Source organism: Seongchinamella unica, assembly GCF_004354085.1.
GTDB lineage: Bacteria > Pseudomonadota > Gammaproteobacteria > Pseudomonadales > Halieaceae > Halioglobus > Halioglobus unicus.
This window is the reverse complement of sequence record NZ_SMSE01000004.1, coordinates 21,059-43,859: the sequence shown is the minus strand read 5'-3', so window position 1 is coordinate 43,859 and position 22,801 is coordinate 21,059. Positions and strand designations below refer to the sequence as shown.

Genomic DNA, 22,801 nt, shown 5'->3' with positions numbered 1-22,801 from the left:
TCGACTTCAGCCAGGCGTGGAAGCGCACTCGATCGATTTGAACAGCAGGTCCACCTTACCCAGATTCAGTTTATCACCGTCATCCAGCGCGGCTTTATCGACCCGCCTGCCGTTCAATCGGGTTCCATTGGTGGAGTTTTTGTCTTCTATTGACCATCGACCTGCGTCGCGTGTGATCAGCGCGTGTACGCAAGAGATGGTGGCATCGGAGATGGCTATATCGCAATCGTCGGCACGGCCGATCACCCAGGCGGCTTTGCCGGCTCGCAGGGGAAACAGCGTATTGCGACCCCTGTCACTGACGATCATCAGGACTCCATCGGCACCCTCCTGGCCGATCGACTGACTTGCCATCTGCTCACTGACAATGTCCTGCGGGTTACGCTTCGCCGGGCCATTGTCAAACACACCGTCTGTTGTCGTCCAGCCCGGCGGCAGGGGAAAGGGCATGCGCAAGCCGGTAGCATTGGGGTCGGCCTGATCGAGCACGTAATTGTCGTCGGCACGGGCGAGCCGACCACCCAGGACCGTCATGTGACTATCGCTGCCCGGCGCCACCACCATGAAGTGCACCTGGCCAATGGAGATGATATCGCCCCCGCTCAGTGGCTCCTGCTGTCTCAGGCGCCGCCGGTTGAGCATGGTCCCGTTGGTAGAGCCCAGGTCCTCCAGGGTAAGGCGTCCGTCTTCTGCCCGGATGCGCGCATGCTCACGCGAGGCCTCGCTGGAGTCGACCACGATCTCGCAGTCCTTGCGGCGGCCCAGGATGATCGATGTCGCGACCAGCGGTATATTCTCGTTGGTGCTCATGTTTCTGAGCAAAAAATGTTCAGCCATGGCGCGGATTATTGCCGATTTCGGGCAAACTTTAAATCATCTGCACTGGTATTGATGAATCGCCACCGCAGCCGTTTATGGGCTTGTTAACAACGAATAAAGCCAAGTAACATCAGCCGATAGCCTGGAGGCGACTGAAGACGTCATGAGCACAGAGAACCACCTGATGGGTATTACGCTGCGGCCGGGGGTTGAGACTCCCGCCCGGGAGTTGGGTGCCCGATGCAGTCGCCAGCCCAGACGGCCGGTGTAACACGGTAGTGGACTACGGTTTCAGCGATCTGCTGACCCTGCTGGGTGCCCTGGGCCTGTTCCTCTACGGAATGCGTGTGATGAGCGACGCGCTTGTCGAGCTGGCTGGCGACAGGATGCGCAATGTTCTCGCCACCACGACCTCAAATCGCTTCCTGGCCGTGCTCACCGGCTTCAGCATTACCGCGATTATCCAGTCCTCTTCCGCCACCACGCTGATGGTGGTCAGTTTCACCAACGCCGGCCTGCTGACCCTGGTGGAGGCCATCGGAGTCATCATGGGGGCCAATATCGGCACTACCGTGACCGCCTGGCTTATCTCCATTGTCGGCTTCAAGCTCAGCATGAGCGCGCTGGCCCTGCCACTCGTGGGGCTGGGTTTTATCTGTACATTGCGCGAAGACCGCCAGTGGCAGCAGTGGGGTTACTTCATCATCGGTTTCGCCGTCCTCTTTATCGGGCTGCAGTTCCTCAAGGAGTCCGTGCCGGATGTCAGCGGGAGCCCGGAAGCGCTCGCTGCGCTGGCGGCCTACACCGATATGGGGTTTCTTTCGGTACTGATTTTTCTTGCCCTGGGAGCCCTGCTGACACTGGTTATGCAGTCGTCCAGTGCCGCCATGGCCCTGACTCTGCTGATGTCCTGGGAAGGCTGGATACCCTTTGATATGGCGGCAGCCATGGTGCTGGGGCAGAACATTGGCACCACGGTTACGGCAAATCTGGCCGCCCTGGTGGCGAACTACCAGGCCACTCGCGCGGCCCGGGCCCATCTCATTTTCAATGTGCTGGGTGTCATCCTGGCCCTGCTGGTATTCTATCCATCCTTGAATGCGGTTGACTGGTTTATGCAGCACACCCAGGGTGTTTCCCCCTGGGTGGAGGCCTCGGCGGTGCCGGTGGCGCTCTCCCTCTACCACACCGCCTTTAATGTCATTAACACCGCCCTGTTGCTGGGCTTTGTCGAAAAAATCGCCGCCATCGTATGCTGGCTGGTGCCGGAGGTGCCGGAGCCCGAGCCCGAGATCGATCAGCCGGTTTACCTGACCAAAGCGTCCATGGCCTACCCCCAGACAGGCATCAAGGCGCTGTTCGATGAGTCCCTGAGATTACTGCAGAACGCCGGATACAAGGCAATTACCCACGGGCTCAGCGTTCATCGGCAGGACCTCAACAGCGGCGCCCGCCTGCGCGACGTGGTAAGAAACAGCGAGGCCGTACCGGTTAATATTGACGAGCTGTACCATACCCGGATCAAGTCTGTTTATGGCGAGATACTGGACTTTGCCACGCGCCTGCAGAGTGAATTCGCACTGGATGAGGAAAGCGTTGAGGCGGTGCGCAACATCCTGATCGCCGACCGGCAGCTGGTGCGTACGGTCAAGCGTATGCAGCCGCTGCACGACAACATCGTGTTGTTCATGAGCTCGGGGAACGCGGCCATAATGAGCGAGTACAACCGGATTCGCCGGCGTATTCTCAAGATCATGCGCGAAATTCATCGCGCCAGTGAGTCGGAAAATCCGCTGCGTCATATCCGCAAGCTGGAGAAATATCGGAAAAAAGCCAGCGAGCTCGATGTACTCGTCTCGGGTCGGGTGAACGAACTGTTGCTGGGCGGCGAAATCACCCAGGTGATGGCGACATCCCTGATCAACGACAGTGAGCAGGCCGGCAAAATCGTCAACAGCCTGATCGATATCGCCACCTTGCTCTACTACCCGAAAGACCGGCTGGTTGCGCGGCTGGAGGAGCAACGCGCACCCGGCTGATGCCGGGTTCCGGGCTTTGCATGGAGCGCTGTCGACCGCCCCGTGCCGGTCTCGGGCGGCGCCGGGCTACGGATTGGCCTTCAGCTTGGTGGCGGTCCGCACCGCGGCAGCCTGGGCAATTTTACCGCGGCGCAACAGGGATTTTCTGCGGGCATGAACCGAAGCGGGCTCCCTGCTGATACGCGCATTGTGGTTTCGGGTGGCGAAATAGGCCGATAGCGCGGTTTCAAAATTGCTCACGACGACGCCTCCGCTGGATGCTCACGCGGTTGGACCCGGACCAGTTTCAGCTTCAGCTGCAGGTTGTCGAGGTCTGCTGACCCGGCCGGCTCCTGTGATGTCGATTCCTCCAGCGCCCGTTGCAGTGTAGCGACGGCTTGTTCGATGGAGTCTCGAGCACACAGCGGTTTGTGCGCGCAGACGGCGTTGGTGGCAAAGCTGCTCATGGGGCCTCCTGGCCTTTGATGGGTTTACTGTAATGCAGCAACATGTGTGCCAGCGACAGCAAGGCTCTACAGATCGGCTGTAACCTGTTGTTATTCATATAAAAAATATTGTGGTCGGGAGGGGTGGTTCAATGCTCGATATCGAGTGGGCGACCGGAAATGCAAAATGTGCATAAAAATGCACAAAAATGTATTATCCGCCCAAACAACCCGTCATGGAGAGGAAGCGTACGATGGCGTACAAGGCATTGATCCTGGGAGAGGACGCCGCAGGTCTGTTGCAGCCGCTGCAGGAAGCGGGGTTCGCCGTCGAAGCGATTGCCGGCGTGCCCGACTGCACGGCAGAGATGGCGCGATTAGAAAAAATGGGACCGGTGTTGCTGTGCGTGGCGGCTCGCCAGGTCGAACCGGCCATCGTGTCGCAACTGCATGGCACACTGGATTGTGAGCTCATCCTGGTGGGCGACCATAAGGCCCAGTCGCGTTTTGCGGGGCTCGTGGCGCGGGGTATTGGTATGTACCTCCGCCAGCCACCCGAGCTGAAGTATGTCAGCGAACTGCTTGAGGATATCCATCAGGATGCCGAGGCGGCCAGTCGAAAAGGAAAAGCCCGCCAGCAAACGGTGGCCATGGACCAGTTCGGGCCTCTTTACGGCAGCTCGGCGCCCATGCAGGACATGTATCGCTTCCTCAGGCGGGCGGCATCGAGTGACGCGGTGCTGTGCATTCACGGTGAAAGTGGCACCGGGAAAGAGCTTGTCGCACAGGCAGTGCACGCCTATTCGGCACATGGCGCTGAGCCGTTTGAAGCCATCAACTGCGCGGCGATTCCCACCGAACTGGTTGAGAGCGAATTGTTTGGCCATGAAAAAGGAAGCTTCAGTGGTGCGGTTGCAGAGCACCTGGGTATTTTCGAACGCGTGGGGCAGGGCACCTTATTGCTTGATGAAATCACCGAGATGCCCCACGGCATCCAGGTGAAACTGCTGAGGGTGCTGGAAAGCGGCCAGTTTCGCCGGGTGGGTGGCGAGGTGGATCACAGCTACCAGGCGCGCGTGATCGCCGCGACCAACCGGGATCCCCACGAGGCGGTTCGAAGTGGTCTCTTGCGGGAGGACCTCTTTTACCGCTTGAGTCAGCTCGAGGTCAGGGTGCCTCCCCTGCGCGAGCGAGGGCAGGATATCGTCGCACTGTCGCGCCTTTTCGTGGCCCGCTTCGATGAGGCAAACGACCGGCGCCTGACCCTGAAGAAAGACGCCGAAAGAGCGCTGCTGAATTACCATTGGCCCGGCAATGTCCGTCAGCTATGGAACGTTATCCAGAAAGCCTGCACCACCGCACGTCGTGATATTGGCGCCCCGGACCTGCCTCTGGAGGATGACAGTGCAGCAGCCGGTGGCGACAGTCAGGACAGCGTCTCGATTCCCGCAGGTTTTACACTGCGCCAGGCAGAAGAAGTGCTGATCAAGTCGAGTCTTGCCCGGCATGGCGGCGACAAGCAGCGCGTAGCCGATGACCTGGGGATAAGCCTGCGTACCCTGTATTCACGGCTGGAACGATATTCTGACAACGCAGCCCGCTGAATTTTCAGGGCCGCTCCCGATCGCGGTTTGGCCTACAGTACCGGCGCCGCCAGCCTGGCGAGCTTCACCCCTACCTGCCACCACAGGGGGCGCTGGTCCAGGGCGTCGGCATCAATTGGCTGTGCGTGGACGAAGTCCCTTTCGAACATGGCCTCCATCCCGGTGGCGAATTTCTCATCGGCAATCACTGCTGTCACTTCGAAATTCAGGCGGAAGGAACGGTTGTCGAAATTATGCGTGCCGACGCTGGAGATCCGGTCATCGATCAGCATGACCTTCTGGTGCAGGAAACCCGGCTGGTAGGCGTAAAAACGAATACCCAGGCCTCGCAGTTGATCGATATAGTGGAAAGCAGCGAGGTAGACCGGCAGGCTGTCGGGCTTGCCCGTGGTAATGACCCGGACATCCACCCCGCGCAGTGCGGCGAGCTGAAGGGCTTTCATCACGGCTTCATCGGGGACGAAGTAGGGGGCGGACAACCAGATCCGTTCTTGTGCGCCGTTCAGGGCGGCGACGAAAAACAGGCTGGCGCTCTCCAGTTGCCCGGTGGGTGCCGTTGGCAGAATCATGACCTGCTGGTTGTCGCTGGCGGAGCGGACAGGCGTCCAGTCCACGTCCGGAATATTGCGAGTTGCCCAGTACCAGTCAGAGAGTATCGCCAGCTGAACCTGCAATGCCGCGGGCCCGTCTATCTTCACGTGGGTGTCACGCCAGGGGCTGAAATCGGGATCCAGCCCAAGGTATTCATCACCCACATTGTGACCGCCGATCCAGGCTGTGCGCCCATCGACAACTACCATTTTCCGATGGTTGCGAAAATTCAGCTGGAAGCGGTTCTGCCAGCCCTGGGTAGGCCTGAAGGAACTGACCTCGATGCCGGCAGCGCGCATGTCCTCGACATAGGCCGTGGGTAGTCCGGAACTGCCGACCTCGTCATAGAGGACTATCACCTTGACGCCTGCGCGGGCGCGCTCCGCCAGTGCATCTTTGACCCGCCGTCCCAGACCATCATCGTGGATCATGTAAAACTGGAACAGGATGTAACGCTCCGCCGACGCAATACCCTCTAAAATGCTGTCGAAAGTCATATCGCCATCGATAAGCAACTCCACAGCATTGCCGCGGACCAGCCGGTTGTCGGACAAGCGGTACACGGCGTTGTGCCAGGACGGGGCTTCACTTTCGGGAACTTCCCAGGGGGCGAGATCCTGGCGGTACGCCGCCAGCAGGCGATCGATTTCGTCGGCCCGCTCCTCGAATGCCTCGATCATACCCTCGAACCTGTTTCTGCCGAATACCGCGTAGGCGGGAACAGACACGAACGGCATGCTGACCAGAGACACGGTCCATGCGACGGCACCCGTCGGTGTGCGGGTGGTCAGCGCAGCGTGCATGGCCATCAATATCCCCACGATATAGAACATTGTGATGACAGTTCCGATCAACCGCTGATTTCTTTTTTTCATTCTGATCGTTTCCAGGGGAGGAGTCCGCTTTGTCTACCGCCTGGCGACGTGTGCGGTTCTGCCGGATAAAGCTTTGCCCGGAGATTCTAGCCTGTATTATAGGCGAGGTTATCACAGAGTAAGCTTATGACTCATTCAGCTCCCGCAGCGTCCGTCAAACCGGTACGTGACTCGCTGCTGACCTTGGCATCCCTGGTCGTCGTGCTCGCCGGCGCCCGCTATTCAGCAAACCTGCTGGCGCCGTTCCTGCTGGCCCTGTTCATGGCCACGATTCTCAGCTCGCCCATCAACCGCTTGTGTCGGCGGGGCGTCCCGAGCTGGCTGGCGGTAACCGTCGTTGCATCTGTGACCCTGTTATTGCTTGGGCTTGTTTTCCTGTTGCTCGGGTCCTCGGTCAGTGGCTTTGTGCAAACGCTGCCGGATTATGAGGAGCAGTTCAGGGCCCTGGTGCAGGGCTGGATAAGCTGGCTGGAGGGCCACGGGGTAGAGATCAGCGGCGAGGTCATTGCCAACGCCCTTGACCCGGGCTCCGCCGTGGGCTTCTTTGCCGGCTTTCTTTCGGGGTTGGGCGATACGCTGAGCAACCTGCTACTGATTGTTCTCGCGGTAATATTTATGCTGGCCGACGCCAGTACTTTGGGGGCCAAGCTGTCGGCTGAACGCACGCCGGGCAATAGTGACTTTGTCTCCGGACTGGCCAAGCTCGCCGTTGCCATGAACAACTATGTCACCACCAAGGCGGTGCTCAGCCTGCTGACCGGAGCGCTGATCAGTTCCGGGATGTGGCTGATGGATGTCCAGTTTGCGTTATTGTGGGGATTCCTGGCGTTCCTTCTTAACTTTATTCCCAACATCGGCTCGTTCATTGCCGCCATTCCCCCGGTGTTGCTGTCACTGCTGGCGCGTGACCCGCTGTTGACCGGCCTGATGATTTCCCTTTACCTGCTGGTGAATACCCTGGTGGGGAACGTGATCGAGCCACGGGTTATGGGCCAGCGCCTGGGCCTATCGACACTCGCAGTCTTTCTCTCCCTGATTTTCTGGGGCTGGATGTTTGGTCCTGTCGGAATGCTGCTGTCGGTGCCACTGACCATGGTGGTCAAGTTTATCGCCGAGCAGCAACCAGGCAGCGCCTGGTTTGCGGTGCTCATCTCCAGTCCGCCAGCCTCGCAGCACGAGCAACCCGACACAGAATCAACTTAACGCCGGACTGCTATCCTGGGCCACGCCCCGGCCACAACAGTAACAGCGGGGACTCACCCCGGACCCTCATCCTGGGTTGGCCAACTCTTGACATGGATGTCGTGCTTGGAATACGGAATTTCGATGCCGTGATCACGGAACTGGTGATAGATCTGGCAGTTCAGGGCATCGACGACCCGGCCGCGAATCTCCGGTTCCTCTACCCAGCTCAACAGCTCGAATTCCAGGGCCGAGTTGCCAAACTGGCGAAATCTCACCCGGGGTTCAGGGTCGGCGCACACCTCTGCCTCGTCGTCGGCAATGCGCTCCAGCACGTTCCTGACCAGGTCGATATCACTGCCATAGGCCACGCCGACCGGGACCCGGATCCGGTGTTTGACATGGGGGCCCCCTGACTCGTTGATGATACTGGAATTACCGATGATGGAATTGGGTACCGTGACCTCGACGTCCTCGCGGGTCAGTATCCGGGTGGAGCGCAGGCCGATATTGGTGACCTTGCCACGCTGGTTGTTGTCCAGAACGATGTAATCGCCAATTTTATAGGGGGCGTCGGCGAGGATAAAAACCCCCGCGAATAAATTGGCCAGGGTGTCCTTGGCGGCGAAACCCACCGCTATTCCCACAATACCGGCAGAGGCCAGCCAGGCGGTCATATCGATGTTCCAGATAACGAAGAACAGGTAGCCGGCGATTGCCAGCACGACCACCAGAGCAATGTTGTTGAACAGTGGCAGGGTCTGGCTATGAATCAGTTGTCGCTTTCCGCGCACACGGCTCAAGTGCAACAGGATGCCGCGGGTGACCCGGATGGCGAAGGTGGACCAGCTGACCAGCAGCAGGCTGAATATCACTGAACCGGCTATCCCGGCGGCCTTCTGCGACAGGGGCAGTAGTCGAACGGCGGTCAACGCTCCCAGACCGAGCACCGTCCAGTATAGCGGTGAGCGGACGGTGTAGCCGACGGTTTCACTAATGCGGCCACCGGACACCTTGATCAGACCACTGATCAAGCGGCTTAAAATGTAGGCGAGAAAGCTGGCAGAAATAATCGCCAGCAGCATTGCTGTAGTCGCCTGTAGATAGGGATTGTTCCCCAACAACGCCAGCAGGGGAGTAAGGGTATCCATCTCGCAATTCCTTTTCGGTTCCGGGTGCGTCTGGGATCCCGTCTGGCGACGAGCGCGGTGAAGCGGGATAACGTGTTGCCCGGGGAGCTTGGTCCAAATTATAGGCCAGCTGATATCAGAGTGTCGCCCTGCACGCTCCAATTGTCAGTATTAGCCAGACCCGGAATCCACCGGTTTCTCGGGTGTGGCTGTTGTTGGCCGGCCTGGCGCGAAGGCAAGATCGACAGGCAGTTTTTGCGCTTTGGGTCTAGACTCAACACATGGACAGGAGCAGTGGGAGCGGGCGCCGGCCAGTGCTGGCGCTGCTCATGGTAGTGATTATGTCATTCGAGACCCACAGTGATGATATGCGGTCCAGGCGAGAGGACATGCTGGACGCCATCCGCGCATCCGTACGCAATTCCGCCGAATACACCGGTCGCAGCGAACTGAGTCCCAGGGTCATGGCTGCTGTGGGCACCGTGCCCAGGGAAAAGTTTATCCCGCCCGCCTATCGTCACCTGGCCTACCAGAATACCCCGCAACCCATTGCCGCGGGGCAGACGATTTCCCAGCCCCTGATTGTTGCTCTGATGACTGATCTGCTGGACCCGCAGCCGGACGATATCGTATTGGAAGTCGGCACTGGCTCCGGGTACCAGGCCGCGGTACTGTCGCAGCTGGTAAAGCATGTATACAGCATCGAGATTCACCGTGAACTGGCGGAAACCGCGGCAGACATTCTGCAGCAGTTGGGCCATGACAATGTGACGGTGAAGACCGGCGACGGTTACGCTGGCTGGCCGGCGCAGGCGCCCTTCGACGGAATTATCGTCACTGCTGCAGCGGAAACGATTCCGGCGCCGCTACTGGAACAGTTGAAGCCGGGCGGCAAGCTGGTCATCCCGGTCGGGGCCGAGCATGGCTTCCAGGAGTTGCTGCTGGTGGAGGTGGATGAAAGCGGCGACGTCTCGAGGCGCTCGGTATTGCCGGTTCGCTTTGTTCCGCTTACCGGGCAAGGAAAGGCCAATTGACGAGTTTTCTGTCAAGAGGCAGGTCACGGGTCCTGTCATTACTGTGACCTGCCGTTGACGCCCTGAAATACCGGGATGGAACGACTGCCGTTACTGGCGGTTGATGATTTTCGGATCCAGGTCACCACCCGAGGTTTTCAGGCAGTAATTGTATTGCGCGCCGCCGGAATCATCCTGATCGGTGATGGTTAAACTGGTTTCGCCACCAGTGGTTGGCCAGCTGAACTCCGCACCGTTGCCTCCATCGGGGAGACTGTTACCGTTGGCATCGGTCATGGTGATTGGCGGTGTGGCGAAGGTGCCACTGGCCAGGTTCCAGGTGATGCTTTGCTGCCCCGCGCCCTGTCCCTGAAAGTTGATTTCCCCGTCTGTGCCTACAGTGCCCGGACCGGACACCTTGGCGTAGCTGGCGGATGTACCATTGTTGGTGACATCAATTACAAGCGTTCCCATGCTCTATTCCTCGATTTTCCCTATCAAAGTAACTGGCGACCCGTTCCGGGTGCGCCGGTTAACAAGCGTAGACCAGTATGCTGGATAGTCCAGCAGGGCTAAGGGTAGGCCCTCAGGAGCCGGGTGGGTGAAGCGGTCATGGGCCGGTCAGCTCGGGAACTTCTAGGGTGGCAATGTGGCATAGGACCGGGTCAGTTGGTGATGCAGGTAGCCCTGGTCCATCAATTGCCGGCCAAGTTGCTTCGCCGTGGAAACATCGTCCAGCCTCACCAGGGCATCAAATCGGATGTGAGACTGGGCGTGGGTCAGCTGGGAAACTGTGTCCAGCACTGCCAGTGCGGATTGCCAGTGTGTCATCGCGCGAGACACATCACCTTCCATATTGGCGATATCCCCCTGGTATATCAGGATTTCAGCCGTCACATCGGGATACAGGCGATGGGACTGCATTGGTGCCGGGAGCTCCGCGTGCATTGCTTCAAGGGCCTTGATGGCGGCTGCCGCGTTCCGGGTGTCACGTTTTGCCAGCCAATAGCGTACCGCGGCGATCCGGCATTGCGCGTATCCTGAGAGCAGCCAGCGGCTGGAATCAGCGTTGAGAGAGCTGAGCGATGCGCCGGATTCACGGCACTTGTCCAGGTGGGCCGGAGCTTCCCCCGGGCTGCCCGTTGAGATATGCAGGAGCGCAAGCCGGGCGCTCATAAAGACATGGGATTTCCAGTAATCGGCATTCTCCGGGTCTAGCTTGGCGAGTGACGCCGCCTGCGCCTCGCCCTCTGCCAGGGTCCGTCTCGCCTGCTCAACCTCGCCCAGGATGAGTTGCAGGGTGGCGCGAATTTCAAGAGCGGTCACCCTGCGGCTCTCTACCGTCCGGTCATCCGGGGACATCAGCAGTAGCTGTTCATAAGTGTCGTATTCCCGGGCATTGAATTCGGCCGACCTGGAATACTGGTTTGATGCCAGGTAAGTGCTTGCCAGCCATGAGGCTTCCTCGGCATAAATACGCATGTACTCCGGATTGCCGGGTTGGGCCGCCAGGATGGTCTCGATAAGATTCAGGGACTCGGAAAACACCTTCTGCGCCAGATCCCATTCCCCCTGCTGGTAGTACAGCGCTCCCATACTGCTATAGGCATAATGCAGTTCCAGTTGCCAATCGACGTTGTCGGGCTCAGTGTCAACCAGCCGCTGGGCGAGATCTCGATAGGCCGACAGGTGGGTTGAGGCGTTGTCGAAGTCCAGATTCTCCCAGGCGATATAGCCCTGCCAGAAAGTGCTCTGGGCATGGTCAAAGATTCGTTTTGTATTACCGGGTTCGGCGGCCAGCAGCGCCGCGGTGTCGGCGGCGACCTGGGAAAAAATCGCTGAGGCGCCGGATAGATTGCCCTTGCCGCGCTGAATCTCACCCAGCAGCAGCAGGGCGCGTGACCTGCGCCCCAGGGAGTCTGCGTTCATGTGTTCCGAACCGAGGCCCTCGTAGTACTTCAATGCACGGGCGCCGACGGAGTCGAGAACGGCCAGGCGGCCCACGGGTTCCAGCTGGTCGCGCAAATCACTGATCATGAATTCAATCAGGCTCTCGGCAGAATTTCGCCGGGCCTCGGCGATCTGGTTGGCGCGCAGGGTCTGCAGGGTCATAAACAACAGCGCACCGGCAATAATCAGCGCAAAAATCGCCACTGCCCCCAGGATTTGCACCCGCCGTTGCGCTTCACGCTGGACGAGCTGGTCCAGGTCGACGCCCAACATCGAGGCGATCAGCTTGAGCCGGACAAGTCTCTTGCCGTCTCCACCGTCGCGAAGATCGGGGGCAAGGGGCTCGCGCCTGTTGTCAGTCAGGGACCCGTCGGCATCAAGCTCATATTTGAGCGGGTCCGGGAAACATTCCAGGTCCGGACGATGGCCTGCTTCAACCGCATTGGGCTCCCCGGCCACGATGACGGCCAGAACCCTATCGAGCGAGCGCATGCGGATGAATTCGGCAATTTCCTGGTTAACCCATTCCGAGGCGACAGCGTTCGGTGAGCAAACAACGATCAGGTATTCCGACTCGGCCAGCGCCCTGCGCAGGGAGTCACCGAGATTGGACGATGCGTGCAGGTCCTCCCGGTCCTTGAAAACCGGTCTCAGGGCGGTGGCGCGTCCCTGGTTCCGCAACGACGCGGCCAGGTGCCTGGGGAGGCGGTAGTTTTCCACCGCCCGCTGCAGCCAGCGCGCGGCTTTCTCATCCTGTCGGCTATAGGATATGAAAGCCTTGTACTTGTAGTTTTTCTCCATATCGATGTGACTCCACACCGCTCCCCCCGTGGGTCCAGTGTGCCACAGCCATCGTCGACTGCCACCGACTTGTTGCACAGGCTGGCCAACGGGGGATCAGGGTCGGAAATGTTGCCGTAAATGATCGTATTTTGTTGTGTATTTGACAGGTAAGTTCGACTTTTACTGATTGGTTGATGGAGTAGGCTGGTCCCTGCCGCGTTGAAAGGAGACCAGAAAATGTATACTGCAATTCAATCTCAAGGTTACGAAGTGACAGCCGCGATAGAGGCAAGAATACAGCAACAGGTGACTCGGGCGCTGAACCGCTTTGGAGAAGATGTCCTGGCGGTAGACATATTTCTCAGCGATGTTAATGGCCCCCGCGGCGGTGATGACAAAAAGGTGCTGATGAGGGCAAGTCTTCGAGGCCTGCCGCCGATCAGCGTGAGTACCGCGCACAGAGATATCTATGTGGCGATCGGCCGCAATGCCAAGCGCATGCAGCGAGCCGTTAGGCGCGCACTGCGTAAAAGCAAGCGTATCGAACCCCGTCGGGTGTTGGGGTTCCGCCGCCTGGTGATAGATGCCATACCCAATTGAATCGGCCAGCCTGAAGCAGGGCGGGCCTGGGTAGAATGATGGAGCCTTATTGATCAGCCAGCAGCGGATGATCCCTGGGCAGTTGCCGGCTGATCCACAGGGCGAGTTTATGCTCCATCTTGGGGATGTTGATGTCCTGCTTGGCCAGCGGCTGGATTAACTTGTCTTCGACGAGCGCCCGGTAAAGATACTCCACCTTCAGTTTGTGCGAGTCAGTGGCTTCAAATTCCCCGAAGCCGCGCTTCTTGACGTAGACAGCGCCCACTGCGAGGGCTTTTTTAACCAGCTCGGCCTCGTGCTTGTTTTTTCCCACTGTCGCCTCCGACGTGTGCCTGTTTGCGATCGATTATTTCATAAAGCGAGTGACAACACGCCGCTTTTATCGCACTACCGGTTCAGGCAAAAATTTCTTCCAGGAAATTAGCCAGTGCCCGGGCAGAGCGGCGATCGGCAGAGGCGCTGTAAACGGTGCCCATGTCGGCATTGTTGGCCGCCGGGTTGGTGAAGGCATGTTGGGTATTGCCATAGGCGTGTATCTGCCAGTCGGCACCCGCTGCGGTGAGCTCCGAGGCGAGGGCAGTCATCGCGGCGGGTTCGGCCATGGGATCGTCATAGCCGTGAAGACACAGGACTTTGGCGTTAATGCGATTGCCTGCGGTGTTCCCGGGCGGGGTGAACAGGCCGTGGAAACTCACCACCCCTTGTACATCGCTGCCGCTGCGGGCAAGGTCCAGGACACACAGCCCGCCGAAACAAAAGCCCATTGCGGCAATCGCATTCGGGTCAACCTCCGGCTGCTCCCGCAGCACTGACACCGCCAGCGCGATACGTTGCTGCAACAGGGCGCGATTTTCCATGAACGGTGCCATCAGGGCGCTGTTTTCTTCCGGGTCAGCGCCCAGCACGCCCTTGCCATACATATCCAGTGCAAAGCCCACGTATCCCTGCTCCGCCAGGGCCTGCGCCTTGCCCTCTTCAAACGCACTGCGTCCGCCCCAGGCGTGGGCGATGACCACCCCCGGCCGGGGCTCGTGCAGCGAATCTTCCCAGGCCAGCATGCCTTCGAGCAGAACGTCACCATGGGTGTACTCTATGAGTCTCGTTTGTATCGTCATGAACTTGCCTTCGTCTCCTTGGGAACTCGTTGTGTTGGCGGCGGAACCTTGCCGGGCCTGGCCAGTGTGTTCGCTGGTGGTGCTCAGTCTCCTGTGGTTAGTCTGCCCATGACCCCGTAGATACGCCGGATCAGCCACCTGGGTAGCGTGCCACTGGTCATGGTGGCGGCCTGGTTCAGGGCGCCGGGGACACAGATGACCTCGCCTTTCATGCACGCCTGATAGCCCTGGCGGGCGACATCTTCGACGTCGCCGATAAGGAAGCCGGGGATACTCAGGCTGCCATTTTTTTCCCTAACGTTACTGACCATGTTGGTCTCGGTCACCCCGGGGCACAATGCCGTGATACTGACGCCGCTGCCCCTGAGTTCCTCCGCCAGCGATTCCGTCAGTGACAGCACATACGCCTTGGTAGCAGCATAGGTGGCCAGGCTGGGAACAGGCTGGAAGGCGGCGATGGACGCCACATTGAGAACCCTGCCGTAACCCCGCTGCAACATGGGCGGCAGGAACCGGTCCAGCAGCGCGGTTAAACCGCTGATATTGAGATCAATCATGCGCTGGAGGCTGGCGCCGCCAATATCGACAAAGCGGCCCTGTTCCAGTACCCCGGCGTTGTTGACCAGGATATCGATGTCGATTCCCTGTTCCCCCAGGCTGGAGTACAGGGCTTTGGCGGCGGTGCGCCTGGTCAGGTCCGCGGGCTCCACCCTGACCTGCACGCCGTGGAGCTTCTGCAGACGGTCAGCCAGCTGATTCAGCTTTGACTCCGAGCGGGCCACCAGCACCAGATCCGTGCCGGCGCTGGCGAATTCTTTTGCCAGCGCCTCGCCGATCCCGGAGGAAGCGCCACTGATGAGGGCGGTTTGTTGTTTATTCATGACGATGAGTGTAGTCCATGTCAGGCAGCTTTGGACATGGTCGCCGGACAGCCTGCAGCCGGTGCTTCACCGGGTGCCGTGCTCAAACAGGGCGCGATCCGCCAGCACCCGCTCGGTGATGAAGTCCGATACCGCGCGGATGCGGGCGCTGTACCTGAGTTCCTCATGGGTGACCAGCCACATGTCCAGTTCATTGGCCGTGTAATCAGGCAGCACCCGGACAAACCCGCCGTGCATGGCGACCCAGCGATGCGACAGGCCGCCGATGCCGAAGCCGGCCTTAATAGCCGACATTAACGCCGCCAGGCTGTTGCTGAGAAAAACGTAATTGCCTTCCAGCAGGCTCTCCCCTTTGGAGAACGGCCCCGTGCCCTGTAGCGAGTCGAGGGCCACCAGGTTGTGGCCCTTCAGGGCTTCGATGGATTCTGGTACCCCGGCGTGCTCGAGGTAAGCCGGACTGGCGTAAAGCCCGAAGCCCACGGTGGTCAGGTGGCGGGCGATTAATGCCGGTTGTGAAGGACGACCCAAACGCAGGGCGATATCGGCCTCCCGGTGGAGCAGGTCCACCGCGCGGTTCTCGACCTGCACCTTGACCAGTATCTCCGGGTACTGCTGGTGGAAGTCAAACAATACCGGGGCGAGCCAATCAGTGCCCGTGCCCTCGGTCGCGGAGATGGTGACCTCACCGCACAGGGCGGTGGAATGGACTTCCAGGCTGCGCTCAATCGCCAGCATTTCCCGTTCCATGCGACGGGCACTGTCCAGGATGCCCGCCCCGGCGTCGGTCAACTGCATGCGCCGGCCAGATCGTACAAACAGGGGCGTGCCGAAACGCTCCTCCATGGCGGCGAGGCGCCTGCCAACCGTGGGCTGGGTTAAAGCCAGTACATCCGAGGCCGCCACCAGGCTGCCTTCGTCGTGAATCGCGAGGAAGAGGCGTATATCGGCCCAGTTTCTCAGGGGGTCTTTGCTATGCATTAATGCATACCTAATATAAATTAACTTCGTATCTATGCGTTAGTTTTATCTATATTGTCCCATTCGTAAACCCCGGAAACGGAAAAACGGAGAGTTAGCATGACGACACAACATTTACTTCCCGCCCGCCTGGCCCTGACAGCTGGCGGCCTGGTATTGGCAATCGCGTTGACGGTATGCATGAGTATGGCGGCCCACGCCGATGTCCTGAGCCACTACGAACCGAAATCACTGGCCAGGGCCGAGAAGGCACTGGAGCGGGGCAAGCCGGATCTCGCCCTGAAACTGCTGCACAGGCAGCGCGCTATCGTCCGCGATGACAAGCATTTGGCGCGCAGCCAGTCACTGACCTGCCGCGCCTATATGCAGAAGGGTGAATATGAAACCGCTGAGCCGGCCTGTAACACCGCGGTGGCGCGCGGCAACGAGGCGAACCTGTGGAGACACCTCAATAACCGGGGCGCCCTGCGCCTGGCACAGGGTCGTTACAGTGAGGCCGAGGCTGACTTCCGCAGGGCGGCGCTACTCAATCCGGCCTCGAGGGCGGCCAGGCACAATCTGCAGTTGGCAAAAAGCTTCTAGCGGGAGCCGGGCCGGGGTTGGGGTTGCATCACTGCGCAAGGCATGGCCACCTGCTGGGATCACATCACGCTCTCACAGATGGCCACGGGAGACTCAAACTCGCTTTGCGCACAATGCCCCGCCAACGCTGAACGCAATCCGGCAACCACCTCAGCGCGCGCCGGGTCCTCTTCAGACCAGGCCTGCAGCCGGCTATTGAGCCGTTCCAGCGAGTTTGCATACAGCTCGATGCCATAGGGCTGCGCCGCCAGCTCGGACAACCAGAGCGAGACCGCGCGCTCGACTTCCTGGTTCTGCTCGGGGGCCATGTCCAGCAGGCGACGGATATAGCCACCGCCCCAGCGCGCCCGGTGCATGGGTTCCCTGGCCGTCTCCCAGGCCTGGCGGGACCACGCCAGGGCGGCGTCGTCGTTACCGGCCTCGCGTTCCAGGTAGGCCATGCCGGACATGAAATAAAAGGGTGTTTTTGACTCCTCGATACCCCTGGTAAGGGCCTCGCGGGCCTCAGGCTCCAGGCCGAGGTCGTAATAGACTCCCCACAACTGATTGATCCCCGCGTGTACCTGATAGGGCGATAATTCCTGCATCATTCCGTCGGCCGCGCCTCGGCCCCAGTCGACGATATCCGCGGGCGGCGATTGGTCTTCCTCCAGCAGGGCCGTAGCCACCCCTGCCCACCCGGAGAGGATTGCCGCCCGGTGCAGCAGGTTCAGGTTTTCGTCGGCGGCAGCAGCCTGCAGCTGCGCCATCAGCTCGGTGCGCAGTTCGGCCTGTTGCTCGCCGCTGGCCAGCTTCTTCACCACGTCGCCGCCGAGGTCGGCGAGGGTGGTCATATTGGCCGTCCGTAAGGATGGATCATCCAGAATGTCTACAAAAGCCTGCAGGTTTTCTGCGCCAATGGCCGTGTCGCGGGACGCTTCGTCCGCTGACAGCCAGAACTGGGTCGCGGACAGCCGCAGGCGGCTGCAGGCAAGGTCGAGACGGGCCGGGCAGTCGGTGGCCAGTTGGGCGAGCAGCGCCGCTGGATCATCTTCCTGCAGCATTCGAGCCCGGTCACTTCGCCAGTCGTAGTTGCCGAGCAGTCGCCAGTCATCGTCAGCCAGGGTTTCGCCCGCCCTGGCCGCGGCCAGTAACTCGGTGACCGGGCGCAGGCTGTTGATCGTCAGTTCCAGTGCGGCGGCATACTGCTCCATGTCCATGCCCCCGGGGATCCTGGTCAACTCGGTCCCGTCCGGGGCAAACAGGATCACGGTGGGTAGGCCGTAAATGTCGAAGCGGTCGCTCTGGCGGATAGTCTCGGAGTCGCCATTGCTCATATCCACAGCGATAAACTGTCGGGAGATATTGATGAATTCATCGCGCACGAAAATCGTTGCCTGGAGATGTTTGCAATACGGGCACCACTCCGCGCCCCAGTAGACAAACAGGGGCTTGTCCTGGGCCTTGGCTGCTGCAAAGGCCTCCTCCAGACTGCCGTCGAACCAGGCGATTTCCCGGGCCGTGGCGGCTTGTCCGGCGGCCGGCGCCGTCGCTTCTGCGCCGGGCGCGGGTGCAGGCGCCTTGCTGCAGGCGCTCAGCAACAGGGGGAGCAGCAGTATTGTGACTGAAATGCGCGTGAACATAGGGACGTCCTTGTTGATATTATCGGTTGGGGTCTGATCAGTAATCGCTCATCGCCGGTGAGGTCTCGATCCAGTCAATAAAAGGCTGCGCCCAGCGGTTGCTCTCCGGCTGGCGAGCCAGCGACAAACTCAAGCGAGTATAGATCAGCTGACAACTGCCCGCGACTCGCCGTTGGTCTTTCACACCCTCGCAGATGATTCAGGTCAAGCGACACGCAGTTCACGCCCCCAAGCCCGGTGGAACAGGCTACATTTAGCGCAGTACGAATAACAAACCAGCCGGAGGCGGAAGCACAATGGCAGATGTCACCTACGATGAATTCGGTCCTTTCAAGATAATCGAGGTCTATGAGCCCGGCGCCGGTTTGCGCGGCACCCTGGTGGTGGATAACGTGTCCCGGGGGCCCTCCATAGGCGGCGTGCGCATGGCGCCGGACGTCAGCACCGGGGAATGCCTGCGCCTGGCCAGGGCCATGACCTTCAAGAACGCCGCCGCCGATCTTCCCCATGGCGGGGGCAAGTCGGTGTTGTACGGTGATCCGGCGATGCCCCGCAAGCAGAAAGAGGAACTGGTGCGCGCCTTTGCCTGCGCCCTGGCGGAGGTGGAGCAGTATATTTTCGGTCCCGATATGGGCACCGACGAGGAGTGCATGGCCTGGGTGCGCAATGAAATTGGCAGGGCCGTGGGACTGCCGCGGGAACTGGGCGGCATTCCCCTGGATGAGATAGGGGCCACCGCTTGGGGCTTGTTGCACGCAGCCCGGGTGGCCTGTGAATACCGCGAGCGGGAACTGGCGGGTGCCCGGGTTGCCATTCAGGGCTTCGGCGCCGTTGGCAGACATGCGGCCCGCTTTTTTACCGGTGAGGGCGCTATCGTGGTCGGGGCAGCAGATGTGCGGGGTTCGGTCTCCTGTGCCGAGGGCCTGGATGTCGCCCGGCTGCTGGCCCTGAAAGAGGAGGGCCGCAGTGTCGCAGATTACCCTGATGGGCCGGGTATTGAAAAAGGCGATGCCGAGGCCATTATCGACGTACCCTGCGACATCTGGATTCCCGCCGCCCGGCCGGACGTGATCAACGAGGCCAATGTGGTCCGCCTGCAGGCCGATATGGTGATATCCGGCGCCAACATACCAATGACGGCGGGCGCGGAAAAAATCCTTCACGACCGGGGCGTGCTCTGCATACCTGATTTCATCGCCAATGCCGGTGGCGTGATCTGCGCCGCCATGGAGTATCACGGCGCCAGTGAATCTGCCGCCATGGAGATCATCGAGGAAAAGATCACCTACAACGTGCAACGGGTGCTGGAAATTGTCCGCGAGAAAAACTGCATGCCACGGCGGGCCGCGGAGGAAATGGCGCAGCGCCGGGTGCGCAGGGCCATGGCCCTGCGTCGCTGGAGCCTGTTTTAGGGCCCTGGTTGTGTATCGCATTCGCATCCACGGTCGGGGTGGCCAGGGCATAAAGATGGCGAGCCGGGTGCTGGGCACCGCGCTGTTCCGCTCGGGATTCACGGTGCAGGACGCGCCCAAGTACGGCGCCGAGCGTCGCGGCGCCCCCATCTTCTCCACCGTTCGTGCGGCCCGGGGTACGGCGATTAACGAACGCGGGGTGATTCACAACCCCGACCTGGTGGTGGTGGCCGACGATACGCTGTTGACCGTGCCGGCGGCGGGGATATTGCAGGGTCTGGAGCAGGGTGCGGTGGTGCTGGTCAATTCCCGGGAAAGCGCAGAGACCTGGCAGCATCGCCTCAACCTGGATGTCCAGCTGGTAATACTGCCTGCAGCGGCGGAAGTAGAAGACCGTGCCGAATTACCCCACATCGGAGCCACCTGCGCCGGGGCTGCCGCCAGCCTGCTGGGGGTGATAGCGCCCGACGTGCTGGCTGCCGCCATCGGGGAGGAACTGGCGGGACTGGGTGAGCTGGTGGTCGAGCAGAATCGCCGCAATGCGCTGGCAGCCTATCGAGCGGTGCAGGATAAAAAGGGCCTGGTGCGGGAGGGTAAGGCGGTCGCCGCCGGTGATTACACCCCACCTGCATGGGTCGAACTGTCGGTGGACGACGTCGGCATAGCCGCGCCGGACGTGCGGGCGGTTGCCAACAGCGTACAGGTCAGGACCGGGTTGTGGCGTACTCTGAGGCCGACCATCGACTACGATCACTGCGTCAACTGCTGGTGGGTGTGCAGCAGCCTGTGTCCGGACAGTGCAATCAGGGTGGAAAACAATACCCCGATTATTGATTACGACCACTGCAAGGGCTGCATGATCTGCGTCGGGGTCTGTCCACCGCATGCGATACAGGGTGAACCCGAATACCTTGCCCAGCAGAGAGAGGCGCAGTCCGCTGACACAGGAGCAGGAGACAACAATGGAACCGATACTGCTGACGGGTAATGCTGCGGCCGCCTGGGGTGCGCGCCTGGCGGGGGTAGATTACGTGCCAGCGTTCCCGATCACACCGCAGACAGAAATTATCGAGACCCTGGGGGCCTGGTTGGACAGCGGCGCCATGCCCGGCCGTATGGTTACCCTGGAATCGGAGCATTCCATGTTGACCGCCGCCGGCGCGGCGGCCGCTACCGGGGTGCGGGTGTTCAGCGCCACCTCCAGCCAGGGCTTGCTGCATGCAATGGAAATGCTTTATACCGTCGCCGGCTGGCGCGCGCCTTTTGTGCTGGTCAATGTGTCCCGGGGCCTGTCGGCCCCCATTACCCTGGAGGCCGATCACAACGACGTACTGGCTGCCCGCGACAGCGGCTTTTTGCAGATTCACTGTACCGATTGCCAGGAAGTGGTGGATTCGGTGTTGCTCGCCTATCGGCTGGCGGAGGATACCGCGGTGCGCCTGCCGGTGATGGTCAACCTGGATGGTTTCTATCTGTCGTTTACCCGGGAACCGGTGCGCCTGCCGGATCTGGCAGCGGCCCGGGAATTCCTGCCGCCATTTGATCCCGGCTCGATGCGCTTTGCTGCCAGTGCGCCACAGAGCCAGGCGGTGGCGGTGTTGGGTGGCAGCCCCTATTCCTATTTCCGCTACGAAACTCACCTTGCGGCCCGCAACGCGATTTCTGTTTATCAGCGCATTGCCGCAGAGTTCGAGTCCCGTTTTGGCCGGGAGCGGGGCGCCGTCGAAGCCTATCGCTGCGATGATGCGGACATTGTGTTTTTCATGATCGGCTCCTTCGCCAGCAAGGCCCGGGAAGCGGTGGACCGCCTGCGCGAAGCGGGGCGCCGGGTCGGCCTGTTGCGGCCGCGACTGCTGCGGCCTTATCCGGCAGAAATTATCGCCTCGGCCCTGCTGGGCGTGCGTGGAGTGGCGGTGGTGGACCAGAACATCTCCATGGGGCAGGGCGGTGTATTGCACACGGAACTGGCAGCCGCCCTGTATGGGCGCGGCTCTGCGCCGGCGATCCTCACCAGTTTTATCGGCGGCCTCGGGGGCAGGGAAATTGCCCCACAGGAGTTTTTCGAAATGGCCGAAGTGACGTTCAGAGCGGTTGATGAGGGGCGGTCGCCGCCGCCGCGCCTGCTGTACACCGAGACCGAGCTGAGGGAACTGCGCAAATTGCAGTCGGTGGCGCTGGCCGAACGCGAGCAGACATCACCGGCGGGGAGGGCCACACCGTGAGCGAAATCATCAGCAGGATGAAAGACCTGCCCTCTGCCCACCTGTTGGGTGCCGGGACCCCCATGTGCTCCGGTTGCGGTGGCCTGGAGGCCCTGCATCAGATCTACGATGTACTGGGCGAGAACACCGTCTTCGTGAACGCGGCGGGGTGCATGACCCTGTTATCGGTGTATCCCTTCACCCCGTTTCGCGGCTCCTGGCTGTACACCGCCATGGCGTCCGCGCCTGCGGGCGCGCAGGGGGTTCGGGATGCCCTGGACCTGCTTATCCAGCAGGGTCGCCTGCCGCCGGAGGAGGATCTGCAGGTGGTGGTATTAACCGGTGACGGTTCGGCCTACGGCATGGGCATGTCAGCCACCTCGGGCGCCATGGACCGGGGGCTGGATTTCATCTACATCTGCTACGACAACGAGGGCTACGGCAATACCGGCCAGCAGTACTCCAGCGCCACGCCCCACGGGGCGGCCACCGCCACCAGTGGTGGCACGGGGGGCTTCCCGGGCTACAAGAAAGACCTGTTCTCGATCTGGGCAGCGCACCAGCCCAGCTACGTTGCCACGGTGATTGCCAGCGAGCCCCTGGACCTGGCGAAAAAAATTGCAAAGGCCCGGGACATGAGCGGCCCGAGAATGATCATCGCCTTGTCTCCCTGTCCCACTGGCTGGGATTACGATCCCCGGGAGTCCGTGGCAATCGGCAAGCTGGCGGTGAAAACCGGTGTGTGGCCCCTGAAGGAGTATGAAAACGGCACGGTCACCCATACACGGATACCCCGGGAGCGACCGGCGGTGGAGGAATACCTGAAAACGCAGGGCCGTTTCTCCCATCTGTTCCGGCCACAGCGAAACGAGGCACTGCTTACCGAGATCCAGCAACGGGTGGATCGCTATTGGGCGCAGGCGCAATAGTCCCGGTCTAGATTAATCTCAGCTACACTTGAACCAGACCTCCCTGGCAACAACGGACAAGGATAATGGT

Annotated in this window: 22 protein-coding genes; 10 read left to right on the top strand and 12 right to left on the bottom strand. The window is 60.6% G+C overall.

The features are described 5' to 3' along the window. Positions 1-6 precede the first annotated feature (6 nt). Entirely contained in the window at positions 7-837 is an 831-nt protein-coding gene (locus tag E2F43_RS15825) for an FHA domain-containing protein (RefSeq protein WP_133214465.1), read from the bottom strand. A gap of 215 nt (positions 838-1,052) precedes the next feature. Between E2F43_RS15825 and E2F43_RS15820 the strand changes: the two genes are divergently transcribed. Next, complete coding sequence (locus E2F43_RS15820; RefSeq protein ID WP_238946971.1) at positions 1,053-2,858, top strand: Na/Pi cotransporter family protein; 1,806 nt, start codon at positions 1,053-1,055, stop codon at positions 2,856-2,858. A gap of 66 nt (positions 2,859-2,924) precedes the next feature. Here the strand turns inward: E2F43_RS15820 and E2F43_RS19110 are convergent, their stop codons facing one another. Together E2F43_RS19110 and E2F43_RS15815 are read right to left on the bottom strand one after the other, a co-directional pair. Then, entirely contained in the window at positions 2,925-3,098 is a 174-nt protein-coding gene (locus E2F43_RS19110; protein WP_165954360.1) for a hypothetical protein, read from the bottom strand. Continuing rightward, positions 3,095-3,304 (bottom strand): hypothetical protein, encoded by a 210-nt coding sequence (locus E2F43_RS15815; protein ID WP_133214463.1) that lies wholly within the window; start codon positions 3,302-3,304, stop codon positions 3,095-3,097. Before E2F43_RS15815 ends, E2F43_RS19110 begins: the two co-directional genes overlap by 4 nt. A gap of 233 nt (positions 3,305-3,537) precedes the next feature. Between E2F43_RS15815 and E2F43_RS15810 the strand changes: the two genes are divergently transcribed. Further along, positions 3,538-4,887, top strand: coding sequence for a sigma-54 interaction domain-containing protein (locus tag E2F43_RS15810; RefSeq protein ID WP_165954359.1), 1,350 nt, complete (start codon positions 3,538-3,540; stop codon positions 4,885-4,887). 32 nt (positions 4,888-4,919) lie between these two features. On the opposite strand, the gene cls is transcribed toward E2F43_RS15810, so the two are convergent. Next, the gene (cls, locus tag E2F43_RS15805; protein WP_133214459.1) at positions 4,920-6,353 is read right to left on the bottom strand and encodes a cardiolipin synthase; all 1,434 of its coding nucleotides are present in this window, start codon (positions 6,351-6,353) and stop codon (positions 4,920-4,922) included. A gap of 126 nt (positions 6,354-6,479) precedes the next feature. Between cls and E2F43_RS15800 the strand changes: the two genes are divergently transcribed. After that, on the top strand, positions 6,480-7,556 hold the full coding sequence (locus E2F43_RS15800) for an AI-2E family transporter (RefSeq protein ID WP_133214457.1): 1,077 nt from the start codon (positions 6,480-6,482) through the stop codon (positions 7,554-7,556). 53 nt (positions 7,557-7,609) lie between these two features. Here the strand turns inward: E2F43_RS15800 and E2F43_RS15795 are convergent, their stop codons facing one another. Beyond that, entirely contained in the window at positions 7,610-8,686 is a 1,077-nt protein-coding gene (locus E2F43_RS15795; protein WP_133214455.1) for a mechanosensitive ion channel family protein, read from the bottom strand. A gap of 320 nt (positions 8,687-9,006) precedes the next feature. Here E2F43_RS15795 and E2F43_RS15790 point away from each other — a divergent pair, with 320 nt between their 5' ends. After that, a complete protein-coding gene (locus E2F43_RS15790) occupies positions 9,007-9,699 on the top strand; it encodes a protein-L-isoaspartate(D-aspartate) O-methyltransferase (protein ID WP_238946970.1) in 693 nt (230 codons plus the stop codon). Positions 9,700-9,789: 90 nt separating this feature from the next. Here the strand turns inward: E2F43_RS15790 and E2F43_RS15785 are convergent, their stop codons facing one another. Together E2F43_RS15785 and E2F43_RS15780 are read right to left on the bottom strand one after the other, a co-directional pair. Next, positions 9,790-10,152 carry a hypothetical protein gene (locus tag E2F43_RS15785; RefSeq protein ID WP_133214453.1) on the bottom strand — a complete coding sequence of 121 codons (363 nt, stop codon included), beginning with the start codon at positions 10,150-10,152 and terminating at the stop codon, positions 9,790-9,792. 162 nt (positions 10,153-10,314) lie between these two features. Beyond that, the gene (locus E2F43_RS15780) at positions 10,315-12,429 is read right to left on the bottom strand and encodes a toll/interleukin-1 receptor domain-containing protein (protein WP_133214451.1); all 2,115 of its coding nucleotides are present in this window, start codon (positions 12,427-12,429) and stop codon (positions 10,315-10,317) included. A gap of 219 nt (positions 12,430-12,648) precedes the next feature. Between E2F43_RS15780 and E2F43_RS15775 the strand changes: the two genes are divergently transcribed. Further along, positions 12,649-13,011, top strand: coding sequence for an HPF/RaiA family ribosome-associated protein (locus E2F43_RS15775; protein WP_133214449.1), 363 nt, complete (start codon positions 12,649-12,651; stop codon positions 13,009-13,011). A 46-nt stretch (positions 13,012-13,057) separates the two neighbouring features. Here E2F43_RS15775 and E2F43_RS15770 read toward each other — a convergent pair whose 3' ends face one another. The 4 genes from E2F43_RS15770 to E2F43_RS15755 form a co-directional block, all read right to left on the bottom strand. Further along, complete coding sequence (locus tag E2F43_RS15770; protein ID WP_133214447.1) at positions 13,058-13,324, bottom strand: DUF5062 family protein; 267 nt, start codon at positions 13,322-13,324, stop codon at positions 13,058-13,060. An 82-nt stretch (positions 13,325-13,406) separates the two neighbouring features. Continuing rightward, on the bottom strand, positions 13,407-14,126 hold the full coding sequence (locus E2F43_RS15765; RefSeq protein WP_133214445.1) for a dienelactone hydrolase family protein: 720 nt from the start codon (positions 14,124-14,126) through the stop codon (positions 13,407-13,409). Between the two features lie 83 nt (positions 14,127-14,209). Then, positions 14,210-15,007, bottom strand: coding sequence for an SDR family NAD(P)-dependent oxidoreductase (locus tag E2F43_RS15760; protein WP_133214443.1), 798 nt, complete (start codon positions 15,005-15,007; stop codon positions 14,210-14,212). Between the two features lie 66 nt (positions 15,008-15,073). Beyond that, entirely contained in the window at positions 15,074-15,985 is a 912-nt protein-coding gene (locus tag E2F43_RS15755) for a LysR family transcriptional regulator (protein ID WP_133214441.1), read from the bottom strand. A 99-nt stretch (positions 15,986-16,084) separates the two neighbouring features. Here E2F43_RS15755 and E2F43_RS15750 point away from each other — a divergent pair, with 99 nt between their 5' ends. Beyond that, complete coding sequence (locus E2F43_RS15750) at positions 16,085-16,567, top strand: tetratricopeptide repeat protein (protein WP_133214439.1); 483 nt, start codon at positions 16,085-16,087, stop codon at positions 16,565-16,567. A gap of 59 nt (positions 16,568-16,626) precedes the next feature. Here the strand turns inward: E2F43_RS15750 and E2F43_RS15745 are convergent, their stop codons facing one another. Beyond that, positions 16,627-18,189, bottom strand: coding sequence for a thioredoxin family protein (locus tag E2F43_RS15745; RefSeq protein ID WP_133214437.1), 1,563 nt, complete (start codon positions 18,187-18,189; stop codon positions 16,627-16,629). Between the two features lie 296 nt (positions 18,190-18,485). Between E2F43_RS15745 and E2F43_RS15740 the strand changes: the two genes are divergently transcribed. The 4 genes from E2F43_RS15740 to E2F43_RS15725 are packed head-to-tail and all read left to right on the top strand — an operon-like array spanning position 18,486 to position 22,731. Next, a complete protein-coding gene (locus tag E2F43_RS15740; protein ID WP_133214435.1) occupies positions 18,486-19,601 on the top strand; it encodes a Glu/Leu/Phe/Val family dehydrogenase in 1,116 nt (371 codons plus the stop codon). A 10-nt stretch (positions 19,602-19,611) separates the two neighbouring features. Further along, positions 19,612-20,589: a 2-oxoacid:acceptor oxidoreductase family protein gene (locus E2F43_RS15735; RefSeq protein WP_133214433.1), complete on the top strand. Its 978-nt coding sequence runs from the start codon at positions 19,612-19,614 to the stop codon at positions 20,587-20,589. Next, complete coding sequence (locus E2F43_RS15730; protein WP_133214432.1) at positions 20,564-21,823, top strand: pyruvate synthase; 1,260 nt, start codon at positions 20,564-20,566, stop codon at positions 21,821-21,823. Before E2F43_RS15735 ends, E2F43_RS15730 begins: the two co-directional genes overlap by 26 nt. Continuing rightward, entirely contained in the window at positions 21,820-22,731 is a 912-nt protein-coding gene (locus E2F43_RS15725; protein ID WP_238946969.1) for a thiamine pyrophosphate-dependent enzyme, read from the top strand. Before E2F43_RS15730 ends, E2F43_RS15725 begins: the two co-directional genes overlap by 4 nt. Positions 22,732-22,801 lie beyond the last annotated feature (70 nt).

Excerpts from the sequence above, each read along its gene's own strand:
- E2F43_RS15825 (WP_133214465.1), bottom strand. The coding sequence starts at position 837 with ATGGCTGAACATTTTTTGCTCAGAAACATGAGCACCAACGAGAATATA.
- E2F43_RS15815 (WP_133214463.1), bottom strand. The coding sequence starts at position 3,304 with ATGAGCAGCTTTGCCACCAACGCCGTCTGCGCGCACAAACCGCTGTGT.
- E2F43_RS15810 (WP_165954359.1), top strand. The coding sequence starts at position 3,538 with ATGGCGTACAAGGCATTGATCCTGGGAGAGGACGCCGCAGGTCTGTTG.
- cls (WP_133214459.1), bottom strand. The coding sequence starts at position 6,353 with ATGAAAAAAAGAAATCAGCGGTTGATCGGAACTGTCATCACAATGTTC.
- E2F43_RS15800 (WP_133214457.1), top strand. The coding sequence starts at position 6,480 with ATGACTCATTCAGCTCCCGCAGCGTCCGTCAAACCGGTACGTGACTCG.
- E2F43_RS15795 (WP_133214455.1), bottom strand. The coding sequence starts at position 8,686 with ATGGATACCCTTACTCCCCTGCTGGCGTTGTTGGGGAACAATCCCTAT.
- E2F43_RS15790 (WP_238946970.1), top strand. The coding sequence starts at position 9,007 with ATGTCATTCGAGACCCACAGTGATGATATGCGGTCCAGGCGAGAGGAC.
- E2F43_RS15785 (WP_133214453.1), bottom strand. The coding sequence starts at position 10,152 with ATGGGAACGCTTGTAATTGATGTCACCAACAATGGTACATCCGCCAGC.
- E2F43_RS15780 (WP_133214451.1), bottom strand. The coding sequence starts at position 12,429 with ATGGAGAAAAACTACAAGTACAAGGCTTTCATATCCTATAGCCGACAG.
- E2F43_RS15775 (WP_133214449.1), top strand. The coding sequence starts at position 12,649 with ATGTATACTGCAATTCAATCTCAAGGTTACGAAGTGACAGCCGCGATA.
- E2F43_RS15765 (WP_133214445.1), bottom strand. The coding sequence starts at position 14,126 with ATGACGATACAAACGAGACTCATAGAGTACACCCATGGTGACGTTCTG.
- E2F43_RS15760 (WP_133214443.1), bottom strand. The coding sequence starts at position 15,007 with ATGAATAAACAACAAACCGCCCTCATCAGTGGCGCTTCCTCCGGGATC.
- E2F43_RS15755 (WP_133214441.1), bottom strand. The coding sequence starts at position 15,985 with ATGCATAGCAAAGACCCCCTGAGAAACTGGGCCGATATACGCCTCTTC.
- E2F43_RS15750 (WP_133214439.1), top strand. The coding sequence starts at position 16,085 with ATGACGACACAACATTTACTTCCCGCCCGCCTGGCCCTGACAGCTGGC.
- E2F43_RS15745 (WP_133214437.1), bottom strand. The coding sequence starts at position 18,189 with ATGTTCACGCGCATTTCAGTCACAATACTGCTGCTCCCCCTGTTGCTG.
- E2F43_RS15740 (WP_133214435.1), top strand. The coding sequence starts at position 18,486 with ATGGCAGATGTCACCTACGATGAATTCGGTCCTTTCAAGATAATCGAG.
- E2F43_RS15730 (WP_133214432.1), top strand. The coding sequence starts at position 20,564 with ATGGAACCGATACTGCTGACGGGTAATGCTGCGGCCGCCTGGGGTGCG.